This window comes from Haematobacter missouriensis, from assembly GCF_000740775.1.
GTDB lineage: Bacteria > Pseudomonadota > Alphaproteobacteria > Rhodobacterales > Rhodobacteraceae > Haematobacter > Haematobacter missouriensis.
On record NZ_JFGS01000028.1, the window covers coordinates 11,908 to 27,985 of the forward strand.

Consider the following 16,078-nt stretch of genomic DNA (forward strand, 5'->3'; position numbering starts at 1 on the left):
CGCGCGGCTGGTGACGGAGATCAGCCATTCCCGCACTGGCATCGACCTCCCGCCGCGCGGATCGACGAGCGGTTCATCATCGGCGAGGCGGACAGGCCAACCTTCTGGCAGAAAGCCGTAACACTCCCGTGCAGTTGAACCTTCGAGCGCCGGGAGGCGTTGCGGGAGCCGGGGCTCCCGGCTTAGGATTCCCTGCAAGGCCCCCTGCAATACCTCGGTCGGTCTCTCCAAAAAGGCCCGCCGGGAGACCCCATTCGCCCGGACGGAGCGTCATGACTTTTCCCTCCCTTTCCCGGCTGGTCCGGTTTCTTGCCGCTGCGGTTTTCGCTCTTGCCGCCGGCCTCTCTCCGCTGACGGCCGGAACGGTGGACCCGGCCTCACCGGGCGGCTCACTCCGTTTGCCGGAGGGCAACAACGGTCCCGCCGTCACCCGCCCCGGCCTTGCCACTTGGAAGGGGGCGCTGGCGCAGCCGAGGGCAGGGCTGACCCTTGCGGCGGGAAGCGTGCCGCAGGCGAGCTTCGCAATCGTCCGGCTGCCCGTCGAGAAGCGCTTTCAGGGGGGGCGCTACGGAGCCGGAGTATTCGGCACCTCCGGCAAGGGAGCAGGCACCTGGCGGATGAGCTACGGCTATCCGGGAACATCGGCGATCTTCAACCCCGGCCGCTTCAGCTTTGCGCAGCGGGGAGATGCGGGCGACATCGCCGAGCCGCTTTCCGCCCCCTGGACGGAAGATGAGGCGCTGGTCGTGGCCTGGACATCCGGCAACGGGCAATGGCAGATCGACTGGTATTCGCTTGCCGACGGCAGCCGCCATGCCGGACAGCCCGTGGCCGCGGATGTCGGGGAAAGCGGCGCTGGCGGCCTGTTCAACATCGGCAGCACCGGCTCCTTCGCCGATTACACCGCGAACGGCGACAACGGATCGGGCCACAACCTGCGCCTTCCCTGGCCAGGAGAGATCGAGACCATCGGTTACGTGGCAGGCACCGCCCCTTCCCCCGCCGACTGGGCCGCCATCGCGAAGGGGGCTGCCGTCCGCGACGTGATCCCGGTGGCCGACCTGCGGTTCCTGCGCGCTTTCGACGGGACAGAGGCGAGCTTCGCCCCCCCCGCCTGGGCCACCGCCGACAGGACCGCCCCTGCCCGCCCGGTAGGAAGCCGCACCAAAGGCGTACCGCCCGCCACGCTGCTGCCCGGCACCACCTTCCGCCGCCAGTCGGCCATGGCCTATGCGCTCCTGCGGATGCCCTCGTCCGGTATGGTCTTCGGCCTGATGAAGGGAGAGACGGGCCGGTCCGTGCCCTTCCACGGCCTCTCCTCCGGCCCGGTGGAACTCAGGGTCTTCGAAGCGGAAACGGGGCGCATCGTGCAGGACTGGACGCGCATGAGCCATTACGCAGAGGGCGCCTGGTCCGGCGCGCTCACCCTGCCGGAAAGCACGGACGGCTGGCTCTTCGCCGATGTGCGCCTCGCCTCCGACCCTGCCGTGGTGGGCCACTGGCGGAACGAATTCGGCGTCGGCTGGAAATTCCAGCTCGTGGGGCAGAGCAATGTCTCCACCGCGATGCGGGTTGGGCGGGTCGGCGTCGCCATGACCGACCCGATGAGCGCAAGCTACGTGGACAACGTGATCCGGGGCAGGCGAGAGACGGAAGGCGCCGCCGCCCGCTACATGACCATGGCGCGCATCGGCATGGCGGAAAATAGCGACGGACAGATCATGTTCGTCAACCAGATCCGCAAGTACCGGCCGAAGACGCCCATCATGATCTATCAGGACGCTGTCCCCGGCACGCCAATGCGCGGCTTCATGCGGCGGGACTACAAGAAGGCCTATGGTGGTGACCGGCACTACACCGACACGACAGATAAATACGCGGCCTATGGGGATGACGTCTCCGTGCAGATCCTGCAATGGGGCCTGTCGGACAGCATCACGGAGCAATCGATCCGGGATCTGATGCAGGCCTGGATATACGGCACGGGGCCGGAGGCGGTCCGGGGCCTTTACTCGCCGCTGCGCGCCCTGCCGCAGACACAGTTCACCCTCGTCCCGATGGATCGGGGCGGCGTGGCCTCCGCCGCTCACCTTGCCCAGACCGAAAGCCGGCTCGACTACGTGGAACGCCAGATGGCCACCGATCCGCGACTGACGATATCACCGCCCGTGTCGGATTACCGGGTGGAGAACGATCAGCTCGCCGGACATGCCTCCCCCGATCATCTGGAGGGCGGCGCGCGGTGGGCGGGGCGTGCGGCGATCGGTGCGGCGCGGGCGCTTGGCTGGGACCATTCGAAAAACCCCTATTTCGCCCATGCCCGCCTGAGCGCCGACCGCCGGACCATCCTTGTCGATGCGGTGGCGGTGAACGGCGGAAGGATCTACTCCCCCGCCCCCGATGCGCTGCGTGGCTGGTTCGTGAAGGAGCCGCGAGACGACAACTGGATCGCCACCAGCAGCGGCCGCTTCACGGCCCGGCTCCGGGGCAATGTGGTGGAACTGACCCGCGCCGAAGGCGTCTGGCCGAACAACACCCAAATCTACCGCCGCCCCCCCGGCGAGAACCGCGCCAAGACCGACACCGCCATGGAGGACGCCGTCCATGCGGGGGCAATCTACGAGACCTACGATCTCGACGCCATGAACGGCCTGGTCGACGGGCATGCAGGCGGCACCGGCCTGCCGGTGCTGGGGGAAATGGCGCAGGGCCGCTGGCGGCTGTCCTTCAACGCGACGGTGCGGTGGTGATGCCGCTTGGGAAAACCCATGCGGAAATCGCCTGTTACGCCGCGGCAAAGAGCCTGCAATTTTTAGTTGCACAATGTGATACCGTAAATCCAAATAGGCGAATTAATTCCGGTTTTTCATCATGCGCAAGATTGCAGCAGCGGCCTCCGTATTTGTCGCCCTACTGGCCGGGGCCTACCTCATAATCGAGGCTTCTCCCGCCGCGCGGCTCCCTTGGGATGACGTGTCGAAAGCACGGTGGCCGGAGGCGTTTCGGGCCGTGGAAATCCCCGCGCGGGATGGCGGTATCCAGAAAGGCTACTTCCGCAGAGCGGAAGGTCCGGCCCCCCTGATCGTCAGCCTCCATACCTGGTCCGGCGACTGGACCCAGCGGGATGCTCTGGCCCAAAAGGCGCTCGACCGGGGCTGGAATTACCTGCACCCCGATATCCGCGGGCCGAACACCCGGCCGGAGGCCTGCCTGTCCGATCTGGTCCTCGATGATATCGACCGGGCGATTGCGTATGGCCGGGAGGCGGCAGAGGTCACCCATATTTACGTGGTCGGCGCCTCGGGGGGCGGGTATGCGGCGCTCGGCGCGTGGCTCCACTCGACCCAACCGATCGACAAGGTTTTTGCCTGGGTGCCGATCACCGATCTGGAGGCATGGTATTATCAATCCCGCGCCCGCAACACTCAGTATGCCGCCAATATTCTGGCCTGTACCGGGTCGGATCAGACACTCGACGCGGAAGCCGCCCGCGCCCGCTCACCGCTTTACATGACAGCCCGCCCGCCGGAGGGGCGTGCTCTCGCGCTCTATGCCGGGGTCCGCGACGGGTATGACGGGGCGGTACCGATCTCCCACAGCCTCGATTTCTTCAACATGATCGCGGAGGAGCAGGGCGGGGAGCCGATCTCGCCCCGAGTGACGGGGAGCCTTCTGAGCCTTGCCCACCAGCCGCTTGATGCGAAACTCGATGACCGTGAGGTACTCTTTCACGCAAAGGCGCCGAATGTCGCGCTGACGATCTTTGGCGGAACGCATGAAATGCTCGTGAACGCGCAGGTTTCCGAGATCGAGGCGATAATGTCGAAATAGACGCGGCTCCCGGTTTCAGGGCGCGGGCATCATACCCACAAGCTGGCGCGCCGCGCCGAGCGTCAGGTGTCCGTAATCGAAATGAAAGGGCTCTCCTGTCTGATCGCGCAACAGGCATTCCGCCGGACATTCCATGCGATAGACGGAGACATAGGTTGCTCCCGTCCCGGAAAAGAGCGGGGCGAGCCGGGCATCCAGCGCCTCCCGCTCTTTCAGGCGTTTCCCCTCGACATCAGCCAGCATCTCCGCAGGTGTCGCCCCCAGACCGGCCCGCGCCATGAGCACGGGGAAGTCCCCGTCGTACTCGACGGTCGGTCCGATCACCAGAACCCGCGGCCCCCGCTCCTTCAACCAGGCAACCGTCCGCACGAGAGCCGGGGCTTCACTGTCCAGCCATCGCCCGGCAAGGACGACCGCCTCGACAGGCGGGCGCGGCTCCGCCTCAAGCATGGCGAAGACATGGGCCATCAGGTCGGTGCAGCGTTTCTCCCCCCTCGCGTCCAGCAGGGGCCGGCAGCCGGAGGCGGTGGCCTGGATGACGTTCCAGGCCGGGTAACGGTCGGCAAAGGCGCGCCAGTATTGCGCGGCATGACTGTCGCCCAGAACGATCACGTTGGGCTTGTCCGTGCTGAGCCTCAGGCAATCCGCATTGAAGGTCTGGACGTCCGTCTCTCCCATGAAGCAGATGCCCTTGCGGAATTGCTGCGCGTAATCCTTTGTCTCGCGGTAATCGATGAAGGAGGCGATGTATTGCGTGTCCGGCGGATAGTCCCGGAACCGCTGGCCCAGCGGTGCCACCACCAGCGACAGGGCTGCCGTTCCGACAAGAACCGCCAGCCCGAAGCCGCTGATCCGCAGCGCCGGAAGGCGGGAGCCGTGACGCAAACGGGCAAGAGCCGGTTTCTCGATCAGGACGTAGGAGGCGATGGCCACCGCGAATGAGGCCAGAACCAGCCCGACCGTTTCCATTCGGGACAGGTGGATACCCGTCTCGATCCGGTAGAAAGTGATCACCGGCCAGTGCCACAGGTAAAGCGAATAGGAGATGTCGCCGATCCGCCGCATGGGCCAGGAGGAAAGCAGGCCCGCCGTCACACCCGACTGCCCATAGGCGATGAGCAATGCCGCCCCCAGGCACGGCAGCAGGGCCAGCGGCGCGGGAAAGAGCGCCCCCGGATGGATGACCCGGATCGCGACGAGGATCGCCAGAAGCCCCAGCACCGCCAACCCTTGCCGCAGACGCGGTGAGGCGATGACGGGAAAGGCGCCAAGCGCGACCAGCGCTCCCAGACCCAGTTCCCAGGCCCGCGACGGGATCAGGTAGAAGGCGGCGGCGAGACTGCTGCCGCCCCGCTGCCCCAGAAGGAGCGCCACCGCAAAGGACAGCAGACAGACGACGGCGACTGCCGTCCGGGGCGCCACCCGGCGCCATCGCCACAGGAGCATCATCAGGGGGGGATAGAAGATGTAGAACTGCTCCTCCACCGCCAGGGACCAGGTGTGGAGCAGGGGCGTCGTCTCAGCCGCCGCGCCGAAATAATCGGCCGTCATGTAGAAATGGACGTTCGACAAAAAGAGCGAGGCCCAGGCCGCGCTGCCCCCCAGGGCCGCGAGTTCGGAGGGCAGCATCACCACATATCCGGCCAACAGCGTGACGAGCAGCATGGCCACCAGCGCGGGCACGATGCGCGCCACTCGCCGGCGGTAGAATTCGGTGATGGTGAACCGCCCCTGATCCAGTTCCCGCACGATGATGCCGGTGATGAGGAATCCTGAAATGACGAAGAAGATATCCACGCCCACGAAACCGCCGGGCAAGGAATTCACCCCCGCATGAAAGAGCAGGATCGGCAGGACGGCAACGGCCCGAAGACCCGCGATATCGGCACGATATTTCATCTGCTGCCTCCTTGACCCCCCTGCCCGGGGAGGCCCTCATGCCTTCCTGAAACCTCCCGGCATCACCCGTCCTGAGCCGCCATGGTCGTATCCTGCGGCGTTATTGCTGGCGACCGGAACGCCCGCCTCCCCTGCCGAAATGACGCGCCCGCTGGAGGAGACGAAACGGGCCTCCACCTCCATCACGTAACCCGTCTCCTCCGCCACGCGCTGCCGGATGCGTTGGATCAGTGCCAGCACATCACGCGCCGTGGCACCCCCGGTATTGACGATGAAGTTTGCGTGCCGGGGCGAAACCTGTGCGCCGCCCTCCCGCAGGCCCTTGAACCCCATCCGTTCGATCACCGCGCCGGGCGGACCGTATTCGGCATAGAAAGCCGGGTTGGAGACGAAGACGGACCCGCAGCTTGGTTGCCGATGGGGAAATTTCCGTCGCCGGTCACCCATGATCTTCAACATCTCGCGCCGGATTGTGCCGGGATCACTGCCCGGTGTCAGGTTCAGTTCCACCCCGGCCACGATCTCCCCCGTCTCCTGAAAGATGGAGTGACGGTAGCGGAACCCGCATTCTTCTGCCGTGCGGCTTCCAATCCGCCCCTGCGGATCGATCGTGACAACACGGACGACCGCCTCGCCTATGCCGTGTCGCTGGCTGCCGCCGTTCATGTACACAAGGCCGCCGATAGTACCTGGAATTCCGCAGATATGCTCGATCCCGGTCAGCCCCGCCTGCATTGCCCCCCGGGCAATATGGGGCGCCCAGGCACCCGGCTCGCAGAAGATCAGGTTGCCCTCGACCCGAAGACCCGCAAGACCGGAGCCGATTTCGACGCAGATCGCCCGCAGCCCCTCGTCGGAGAAAAGCAGGTTCGTGCTCCCCCCGATCACGACATGGGCAAGGTCTTGCGCCGCCAGCCAGCCGTAGAGCCGGGAGAGTTCATCCACCGACCGCGGCCGCACGACGATATCGGCCGTTCCGCCGATCCGCCAATGCGAATGGCGTGCAAGGTCCACCCGCTCCTCCACCGCACCCGGCATCAGGCGGCTCAGTGCCTCCGCCGTGCCGGGAGGCGGCAGCCGTCCGTTTTGGCCCTCAGGAAACCCGCGCATCGGCGCCAAGGCTTTTCAGCTTGTCGGCAAAGTTCACATAGCCGCGGAAGATCTGCCAGGCATCGGTGATCACCGTCTCTCCTTCCGCGATCAGGCCGCAGAGCGTGAGCGCCGCTCCCGCCCTGAGATCGAGCGCCCGGACCTCGGCCCCGTGCAGCTTGCCGCCATTGCCATGGATCCGCAGCGCATCGCCTACGACGGAGAATTCACCCCCCATCCGGGCCATTTCCTCCGCATAGCCGTAGCGGCCGGGAAAGCGCAGATCGACGATGCGGGATTCCCCCCGCGCCTTCACCGCCCAGGCGGCAAGGATCGGCTGCACGTCGGAATTGATGCCCGGATGCGGGCCGGTGGAAATCTCGACCGGATAGCAGGCGCCGCCCCGCACGATCAGCGACCTGTCCCCCCGGTAGAGTTGCGCGCCCGCCGCCTTCAGATGGGCCAGAACCACCTCCAGATCCTCATAGGGGAAGCCGTGGATTTCCACGTCCCCACCGGTGATCACCGCCCCGGCGAGCCAGGTGATCGCCTCCATGTTGTCGGCGATGACCCGGTGCTGGGTTCCCGAAAGCCCCTCGGATCCGGTGATCTCGATATGCTCCTGTCCGAAGACGCGGATCTGCGCCCCCATGCTGCGCAGCATGGCGATGAGGTCGAGGATCTCGGGCCGGATATGCGGGTTCCAGACGCGGGTCACACCCTTGGCCAGCGTGCCCGCGATGATCGCGTTTTCCGTGGCCCCGGTGGAGCGCAAGGGCAGGTGGATGTCGGTGCCAACGAGGCCGTTCGGCGCCTCGGCGCAAAGATATTCTCCCTCGCCCCAAACCTTCGCGCCCAGCCGCTCCAGCAGCATGATGTGGATGTCGTATTTGCGGTCGCCAAGCTGGCATCCCCCCGGCACCGGCACCGCGCCCGCGCCCGTCCGCGCCGTCAACGCGCCGAGGATGAGCAGGGTGTTGCGGATCGACCGCCCTCCCCAGTTCAGCCGGCTGTCCGGGGGCGCCACCTCGGTGATGCGAATTTCATCGGGAGAGACGAGCACCGCCTTCTTGCCCAGCATCTCCAGCATCTCGACATGGATCTGGGCATCCAGAAGCTGCGAGGGATAGTTGGTGAGGACCACTTCCTCGGAGGTGAGCAGGCTTGCCGCCAGCAATCGCAGGGCGGAGTTCTTGGCACCACTCAGAAATACCTCGCCTTCCAGCCGGGCCGGGGTAATTTTCAGACGGGAAATCGTGGGGGCTATCATCTGGTTCATGTCAATCTCCGGTGGAGAGGGCCGCAGGCGCAGCCATGAGAGAGCCCGACGCCGTCAGGGGATCCGGGTTCTTTGGATACAGGATACGCGCTGGGGCACCGACAGCCGTGGCACCGTCGGGAACATCCGTGAGGACGACGGAATTTGCCCCGATTGTGCAGCCCGCGCCGATCTTGACCCGCCCGACGATCACCGCACCTGCGAAGATCACCGTGTTCGAGCCGATCTCCGGGTAATTGTTCTTTTGCCAGTCGCCGAGCCGCGCACCGCCCAGCGTCACGTTCTGGTAGATCGTCACCTTGTCCCCTATGACGACACCTTCGCCAATGACGATCCCGGTGGGATGGGGGAAGTGCACACCCTTTCCAAAGCGGGCCAGCGGAGATGTGAAGACCCCATAGCGGCGCTGGATCAAGCGGGAGAAGAGAAGTGCAACCCGTCCATGCCCTCGCTGCTGCAGGGATTGCATGCGAGCGATATCCCGCACGATGCGGCGGTTGGCTTCCGCAAAAAACAGCTGGCCAAGCCTAGCCATGGAACAAAGCTATCCTTGTGATGTGCCGGCTAATGGTCCGGCATCCTGATGCCTTCTGTGGCCTTTCCTAGGATGGCACAAGGCGGGTCGGGCGAAAAGACCGACTTTCTGCATTGCGGCAAAATCTTGCCTCCCGGAGGATATCCGGGGTGCCGAACGCTTGGAACCTGACGGGCGAACTGATACCTTCTCCGATGTCGGGCTGAAAGCTCATCCTGTCGGAAGTGAAAATGCCCCTCCCCCCATCCACCCCCAAGGTCTCCGTCGTCTGCGCCTGGTACAATCGGCCTGACTATATTCGCGACACCGTGGACAGCCTGCTGAATCAGGATTTCGACGATTACGAGATCGTCCTTGTCAACGATGGTAGTCCCGATCCCCGCGTGCGCGAGATTCTGGACAGCTATGATACCCCCCGCCTGCGGGTCATCCATCAGGAGAACACCGGCTTCGTCGGCGCGATCCGCAAGGCCATAGGAAATTCGACCGGGGAATATATCGCCGTGATGGGTGCGGGGGATGCATCCCTGCCCTCGCGGCTGCGGGTACAGGCGGCATTCCTGGACACCCATCCGGAGCACATCGGTCTCGGCTGCGGGTTGCGGGAAGCGGAGGTTGATCGCGACTGGAAGATCGTCAGGGTCCGCGATCTCAGGCTCAAGGCCCGCCCGGAAATCACGCATGAGCAGGTTCTGGGCCGCATCCATTCCCCCTTCACCCATGGCGAAGTGATGTACCGGCGCTCCGCCTATGAAGCGGTGGGGGGATACCGGCCGTTCTTCCGCCTCACCCAGGATCTGGACCTGTGGTGCAGGATGTCGCGCTATGGCGGCAAATATGCCGTGATCCCGGATGTGCTTTACGAACGCCGCCTTTTCGCCGCCGACGGCATCGCCACCGACATGCAGAAACATGTCACCCAGATCACCCTGGCCTTCATGGCGTTGCAATGCGCGCGCGAATGGGATCGGCAGGGATACGATGTCATCGACATCTTTGGCATGCAGGCAGGGTTGTTCCGTGACCACAGTGCCCATCTGGCCACTTATCTGGCAAAGATCGCCATCAAGTATCTGAAGGCGGGGCTGGTGGAGGAAGCGCGGCTCTTCGCTGAAGTTTCGCTGCGGGAACAGCGTACGCGCATGGGACTTCTGGCCCGCAGCATGATCGGGATGCAGGAGGGGCGCTATTCCCGGCACCTTGTCAAGACTGCCTTCAGGATAGGCAAGATCCGGGATCCGCGGGAGATCCGTCCCATTCCGGCCCTTCGCCGGTCCTCATGATCCACGAAAGGGGTCCGGGAGGCGGCGGGCCTTACACTCCGTAGTAATCCCGATACCACTCCACGAAGCGGGCCACGCCATCACGGATGTCGGTTTTCGGCAGGGGCTGGCCCAGAAGCCGGGTGAGAAGCGTCGCATCCGCCCAGGTGGCGGGCACGTCGCCGGGCTGCATGGGCAGGAAGTTCTTCGCCGCCTCGCGCCCCGTGGCGGCCTCGATGGCAGAGACGAAATCCATCAGCGGCACCGGGGAGCCGTTGCCGATGTTGACCACGCGGAACGGCGCAACGGGCGAGAGGCTGTCGAACGCCCCCACCGGCTCCTGCCCCGGCACCACGCCGATCAACCCGGCGATCCCCTCCACCAGATCGGTGACATAGGTGAAGTCGCGCTTCATGTCGCCGTGGTTGTAGATGTCGATCGGTTTGCCTTCCAGCACGGCCCTGGTGAACTTGAACAGCGCCATGTCCGGCCGCCCCCAGGGGCCATAGACGGTGAAGAAACGGAACATGGTGGTCGGCAGGCCATAGAGATGGGCATAGGAATGCGCCATCGATTCCGTGGCCTTTTTCGTCGCCGCGTAGAAGGACATCTGGTGGTCGGCCTTGTCCGTCTCCGCATAGGGCATCTTCGTGTTGGCGCCATAGGCCGAGGAGGTGGAGGCGAGCAGCAGATGCGCGGGTGGCACGGCGCGCGCGGCCTCCAGCACCTCGAAGGTGCCCACCAGGTTCGCCTCCACGTAGGAACGCGGCGCGTCGATGGAGTAGCGCACGCCCGCCTGGGCCGCGAGGTGGATCACCGCATCGGGGCGGAACTCCTCCAGCAGGCCGCGGACCAGCCCCGGCTCCTCCACCCGGCCGATCACCGCCCGGAACCCCGGGCGCGCGGCCAGCATGGCGTGGCGCTTCTCCTTCAGCGAGACATCGTAGTAATCGGTCATCGCGTCGAGGCCGAGCACCTCCCAGCCCTCGGCAAGAAGCCGTTCGGACAGGTGATAGCCGATGAACCCCGCCGATCCGGTGACGAGGGCGCGGCGCGCCCTCCCCTTCACCGCCTCATTCACCGGCCCACGCCTTCATAGGCGGTGAAACCGGCCTCGCGCACGACAGCATCGTCATAGACGTTGCGCAGGTCCGCCATGCGCGCCACCGCCATGGTCCCGGCCAGCCGGGGCAGGTCGAGGGCGCGGAACTCGTTCCATTCGGTCAGCACGACGACGCAATCGGCACCCTGCGCGGCCGCATAAGGGTCTTCCTCCCAGGTGACGCCGGGCAGCAGCTTCTCCCCCTCCCGTTTCCCCTGCGGATCGACGACGGCGACCTGCGCCCCCGCCCCCACCAGCGCTGGCACGATGGTGAGCGAGGGCGCGTCGCGCATGTCGTCGGTGTTGGGCTTGAAGGTCACGCCGAGGACGGCGACCTTCTTGCCGTTGACCGATCCGTCGCAGAGGTCGACGATCTTGTCGACCATGCGCCGCTTGATCGCGTCGTTCACGGCGATGACCGTCTCCACGATCTGCATGGGCACGGCATGGTCCTGCCCGATGCGGGCGAGCGCCGAGGTGTCCTTCGGGAAGCACGACCCGCCGTAGCCGGGGCCGGCATGCAGGAACTTGTTGCCGATCCGGCCGTCCAGCCCGATGCCCTTGGAAACCTGCTTCACGTCGGCACCGACCTTTTCGCAGAGCCGGGCGATCTCGTTGATGAAGGTGATCTTGGTCGCCAGAAAGGCGTTGGCCGCGTATTTGATCATCTCCGCCGTCTCCAGATCCGTGTAGAGGATCGGGAAGTCGCGCAGGAACAGCGGCCGGTAGATCGCGCCCATCACCTCGCGCGCGCGCTCCGACGTGACGCCCACCACCACGCGGTCGGGGCGCATGAAATCGTCGATCGCCGCGCCTTCGCGCAGGAATTCGGGGTTGGAGGCCACGTCGAATTCTGCGGCCGGATTGGCGTCCCGGATCTCCGCCGCCACCTTGGCATTGGTGCCGACGGGCACGGTGGATTTCGTCACGATCACAGCATAGCCCTTCAGCGCCTGCGCCACCTCCCGCGCGGCGGCAAAGACGTAGGTGAGGTCTGCATGCCCATCCCCCCGCCGCGTCGGCGTGCCGACCGCGATGAAGACGGCATCCGCGCCATCCACCGCTTCGGTCAGATCGCCGGTGAAGGAAAGCCGCCCGGCCTGCACGTTCTTGGCCATGAGCTGATCGAGGCCCGGCTCGTAGATCGGCACCTCACCGCGCTTCAGCATCTCGATCTTGCGGGGGTCTTTGTCCACACAGACCACGTCATGGCCGAAGTCGGAAAAACACACGCCGGAAACGAGGCCGACATAGCCCGTGCCAATCATCGCTATCTTCATGGGGAGGTTGCCTTTTGATGCTTGTTCAAGGGGTGTCCGGGGAAGGAGGGGTGTCCGGGAAGGTTAAAGCGGCAATCGACCGACCGCACAACTGCGAAACGTCCTGCCTCATTTTGAATTCACCTCACGCTGTCGACGGGCAGCACGAGCGAGCTCGAAAAAGATATATCCGCTTGAGAGCAGATAGAAAAAGACCATGATCATGCTGTAGGCGGCCACATAGACCTCTGCCCCGGCCCCCGTGTGACGGCAGGCCCAGTAGAGACCCAGCACCAGGGCCACACGCAATCCATTGATGATCAGATAGGCCGCCATATTGCCCATGATGTTGAACACCTGCATGAGCGGCGTCGAAGTGACCTGGAACAGCAGATAAAGCGCGAGCCATGAGGCGAAATATCCCGCCTGCGCCCAGTTCGCCCCGAAGACCAGAGAGAAGAGCGACGGCCCCCAGAAGATCACGACGAGCGTGGGCAGGATACCCACCAGAAACAGCCGCTTCTGGATGATCTTGCTCAGATCGAAGATGCGGCCCGCCTGCCGTCGGCCGAGTTTGGCGATCTCGCCGTAATAGGCATTGCCGAGGGTCTGGGAGATGATCACGATGGGTAGCGCCATCACCTGCATGGCAAGGCCGAACTGCCCGGTCGTCGCCGGGTCATAGAGCGCGGCGGAGAATATGAGGGGCGCCTGCATGGCGAAGGCCAGAAGGAAATGCGAGGGCAGCCGGTAGATCGGAAAGCTGCGGAAGCGCCAGGCGAAGTAGCGCATGCGCCGCCAGGAAACCAGGCGAAAGCCCTTGCGGAAGTCCGGCAGGAAGGCGCGCAGCATCCGCCCCGATCCTCCCCCGCTCGCCAGAACCCCACCGAGCAGCAGACCGATCGGTCCGACAGCGGCAAGGCCGAACCCGACCTTGGCGAGGCTGCTGGTGAGGGATTGGCTGATCTGGGATTGCGAGATCACACGGTAGTTCCGCCGCCTGACCCCCCATGACAGCAGCATTTCATATGTGACCGAGGCGATCAGACCCACGGGCACCAGCCACCACCAGGGCGCCAGATCTTCCATGGACATAAGAAGGAAAAGGCGCTCCCCCCCAAAGAGCAGCGCAAGCGTCACGACCGCGATTATCGTCAGTGCGCAGGTCACTGAAAGCGCGAAAAGGTTCAGCGCCGCGCCGTCGCTGCGCTGCTGGGCGATCGGCGTGGCATAGCGCAGCGTCAGCAGCGGTGCGATCATCCCGGTCAGGGCGAGCATAAGGGATGCAATGCCGAAATCATGGGAGCTGTAGAGCCGGGTCACGATGGGATAGCTGGCAAAGCCGATGACCCGGGCCACCATCCCGCCAATCGCCAAAATGCTCATGCCCCGGAACACGGCGCCCGCGGGCCCGCCGAACAGGGCCGATTTCAGTTTCTGCCGCATACGTGCTCCGCGGGAAGGAAGGGGGGATTGCATGCCAACGGGCGGTCCACTCTGGACGGGCTGCCGCCCTGCGGCGGGATCGGAGAGGTCGGATTGAAGATCTGTCATCTTTCACTCACCCCCACCGCCAGCCGTCATCGCCTCCGCCGTCAACCCCGTTATCCAATACCGAGATCCCGCGCCAGACGCAGGTATCCCTCCCCCAGTCGATCGGGGGGCAGTTTCAACAGTTGGTCGAGCGCGCGGAGTGCGTCGCGCGTTCCCTTGATCTCCGCCCGCGCCTCTGCCGAACGGATCCGCGGCAGAAGCCCCATCATCCGCAGGCGGGCATAGGAATAGGTGCGCGCACGGATATCCGCGACCTGCGCCGGAGCCAGCCTGCCCGCGCCGAACTGCTTGGCGAAGATCAGACCACGGTTCAGGATGCTCATTGCGGCATGGTGATACGGGTCCGGCCGTCCGGCGGGCGCGCGATGGTGGTAAACTCGCGCCCGTCTTGCCGCCACGAGCGCGCCGAACCGCATGGCCTGAAAGCTCGCGTCGATATCTTCGAACAGCCCGTAGCCCGCGAAAGCCTCCTCGAACCCGGAGGGCCTGATCGCAGCGGTGCGAAAGGACATCAGATAGCCGGTCATCCACCCGACCTTCACCGCATCCTCCTCCTCCAGCCAGTCGGGAGCGGGCACGAGATCGGCAAGCGCATTGCCCATCGCCGGGAAGGGATTGCGGTCGGCGATGCCCCGTTCGAGCCGATGCCTGAGCCGCTTCATCCGCGCCTCGCTTCGATGGGCATCGCTGATCTGGTAGCTGCCCCCCAGATCGGTGCCCGGCGGCGGCTCGGGCGCATCCACGCAGCGCACCCCGGCAATCATCCCCTCCCCGTCCCGCTCATAGACCTGCAGGAGCGCTTCGGTCGTTCCCGGATGGCAGAGGGAATCGTCGTCGGGGAAGAACACGACCGGAGCCGTCACTTCCGTCAGGCCGAGATTGCGCTGCCGCGTCAGCCCCTTGGCCGACCGCAGGAGGCGCAGCGGCACATCGGACAGCGGGCGCAGCCGTTCGACCAGATCGGCAACAGGGGCCGCATCGTCCGAACTGTCCACCACGATGATCCGGGAGGGCTGGCGGGACTGTCCGATCAGCAGGGGAAGACAGAGTTCAAGCGCATCCGGGCGGTTTCGGGTGGCCACGACAACGTCGAAATCCATAAATCTGGCAGCCCTTACGTTAGTTTGCCCCCGCGTCGGAAGGCCCCGATACATTCTTCAATATAAACGGAAGTTCGGAAAACACAAAGTGGGTTCTGCATTGCAGCATCGGATCGCCAGGCCCGCCCAGAGGCAGGACTCCGCTCCGGGATCACCATATTGCCGGCCCCCTCCTGGCGTGGCTTTTCCCTCATTGCCCCGCACGGGGGCGGGACGGCGGGGCAATGAGACGGCGAAGCGGAGCGATCAGGAAAAGATTTCCGCGTGGAGACGGGTGAGCAGATTCTGACGGGACAGAGAATCCTCCGCCTTCATGGGCAGGAGGTCCGGCTCCGACAGCAGGGCTTGCAGATCATCGCGCGTCTCGGCGATGTGGATGCCGGGGATGCGCTTCATCTGGGAGACCGTCGCGAGCTGGTGATCGTTCCGATGCTCGCCGAAAGCCACGCGCCGCGCCATCAGGACCAGGGGTTTTTCCGCCTTCAGCCCCGACAGGATCGTGCCGATCCCGGCATGGCCCACGATGACGCGCGCCGCGTCGAAATGCTGCTTGAACTCGCGCGGGGCCAGAAAATCGACACTTTCAAAGTTGGCGGGCTTTACCCGTGCATTGCCGATCTGTCCAAAGATGGCTTCCTGCAGACCGGGCGCGACCTCGTCCATCGCCTTCACCAGACGATCGAACGGCAACTGGGTGCCAAGGGTCAGAAAGATCATATGACGCTTCCCCAATAGGCTGGCCGGCTCTCCTTCTGCGCCAGATGCTCCCACTGTGTCAGGGTGACGTGACAGAATTTCCGGGCCAGCTTGCCGCTCAACGACAGCTTCTCGGAATTGGCGATACTGTCGATCCAGATGGTCTTTGCCCCGAAGACCCGCCCCCAGAGCAAGCACAGAAGCCCCGGAGCGGCACCGGTGGACAGGATCACATCCGGTCTCAGGCGGTTGACCAGAACAAAGGTCTCTCCCAGCCCGCGCAGCATCTTCAACGGCTCGTTCTGGTTGTAATCTCGGAGCGATAGAAAGGCGGGCAAATCGTAATGATCCGCCTGGCGGGCATCGGTGCAGGCGAATGTGACGCTCCCACCTTCAAAGGCGGGAGCGATCTGCATGAGCTGCTCCCAGTGCCCTCCCGTTGACGCCACGGCCAGAATTTTGGGGCTATGGG

General features: G+C 64.9%; 13 protein-coding genes. 3 read left to right on the forward strand and 10 right to left on the reverse strand.

Going from position 1 to position 16,078, the window contains the following annotated elements; translation table 11 throughout:
• The first annotated feature begins 272 nt into the window (after nt 1-272).
• Nucleotides 273-2,750: a hypothetical protein gene (locus tag CG51_RS14575; protein WP_035746240.1), complete on the forward strand. Its 2,478-nt coding sequence runs from the start codon at nt 273-275 to the stop codon at nt 2,748-2,750.
• Between the two features lie 121 nt (nt 2,751-2,871).
• On the forward strand, nt 2,872-3,831 hold the full coding sequence (locus tag CG51_RS14580) for an alpha/beta hydrolase family protein (protein WP_051930662.1): 960 nt from the start codon (nt 2,872-2,874) through the stop codon (nt 3,829-3,831).
• Nucleotides 3,832-3,846: 15 nt separating this feature from the next.
• Here the strand turns inward: CG51_RS14580 and CG51_RS14585 are convergent, their stop codons facing one another.
• Genes CG51_RS14585 through CG51_RS14600 form a run of 4 tightly spaced genes read right to left on the reverse strand, consistent with a single transcriptional unit; the run spans nt 3,847 to nt 8,633 of the window.
• Nucleotides 3,847-5,730: an acyltransferase family protein gene (locus CG51_RS14585; RefSeq protein ID WP_035746241.1), complete on the reverse strand. Its 1,884-nt coding sequence runs from the start codon at nt 5,728-5,730 to the stop codon at nt 3,847-3,849.
• A 36-nt stretch (nt 5,731-5,766) separates the two neighbouring features.
• On the reverse strand, nt 5,767-6,840 hold the full coding sequence (gene murB / locus CG51_RS14590; RefSeq protein WP_198947662.1) for a UDP-N-acetylmuramate dehydrogenase: 1,074 nt from the start codon (nt 6,838-6,840) through the stop codon (nt 5,767-5,769).
• Complete coding sequence (locus CG51_RS14595) at nt 6,824-8,098, reverse strand: UDP-N-acetylglucosamine 1-carboxyvinyltransferase (protein WP_035746242.1); 1,275 nt, start codon at nt 8,096-8,098, stop codon at nt 6,824-6,826. Before CG51_RS14595 ends, murB begins: the two co-directional genes overlap by 17 nt.
• A gap of 1 nt (nt 8,099) precedes the next feature.
• Nucleotides 8,100-8,633, reverse strand: coding sequence for a serine O-acetyltransferase (locus tag CG51_RS14600; protein ID WP_051930664.1), 534 nt, complete (start codon nt 8,631-8,633; stop codon nt 8,100-8,102).
• Between the two features lie 230 nt (nt 8,634-8,863).
• Here CG51_RS14600 and CG51_RS14605 point away from each other — a divergent pair, with 230 nt between their 5' ends.
• On the forward strand, nt 8,864-9,916 hold the full coding sequence (locus tag CG51_RS14605) for a glycosyltransferase family 2 protein (RefSeq protein WP_035746243.1): 1,053 nt from the start codon (nt 8,864-8,866) through the stop codon (nt 9,914-9,916).
• A gap of 31 nt (nt 9,917-9,947) precedes the next feature.
• Here CG51_RS14605 and CG51_RS14610 read toward each other — a convergent pair whose 3' ends face one another.
• The 6 genes from CG51_RS14610 to CG51_RS14635 all read right to left on the reverse strand — a co-directional run bounded on the left by CG51_RS14610 (nt 9,948) and on the right by CG51_RS14635 (nt 16,022).
• Entirely contained in the window at nt 9,948-10,976 is a 1,029-nt protein-coding gene (locus CG51_RS14610; protein WP_233141228.1) for an NAD-dependent epimerase/dehydratase family protein, read from the reverse strand.
• Entirely contained in the window at nt 10,973-12,277 is a 1,305-nt protein-coding gene (locus tag CG51_RS14615; protein WP_035746244.1) for a UDP-glucose dehydrogenase family protein, read from the reverse strand. The genes CG51_RS14610 and CG51_RS14615 overlap by 4 nt, the downstream gene beginning before the upstream one ends.
• A gap of 108 nt (nt 12,278-12,385) precedes the next feature.
• A complete protein-coding gene (locus CG51_RS14620; protein ID WP_035746246.1) occupies nt 12,386-13,702 on the reverse strand; it encodes a lipopolysaccharide biosynthesis protein in 1,317 nt (438 codons plus the stop codon).
• 158 nt (nt 13,703-13,860) lie between these two features.
• Nucleotides 13,861-14,910 (reverse strand): glycosyltransferase, encoded by a 1,050-nt coding sequence (locus tag CG51_RS14625; protein ID WP_035746247.1) that lies wholly within the window; start codon nt 14,908-14,910, stop codon nt 13,861-13,863.
• Between the two features lie 246 nt (nt 14,911-15,156).
• The gene (locus CG51_RS14630; RefSeq protein WP_035746249.1) at nt 15,157-15,627 is read right to left on the reverse strand and encodes a glycosyltransferase; all 471 of its coding nucleotides are present in this window, start codon (nt 15,625-15,627) and stop codon (nt 15,157-15,159) included.
• Complete coding sequence (locus CG51_RS14635; RefSeq protein WP_051930667.1) at nt 15,624-16,022, reverse strand: glycosyltransferase family protein; 399 nt, start codon at nt 16,020-16,022, stop codon at nt 15,624-15,626. The genes CG51_RS14630 and CG51_RS14635 overlap by 4 nt, the downstream gene beginning before the upstream one ends.
• Between the last annotated feature and the right edge of the window lie 56 nt (nt 16,023-16,078).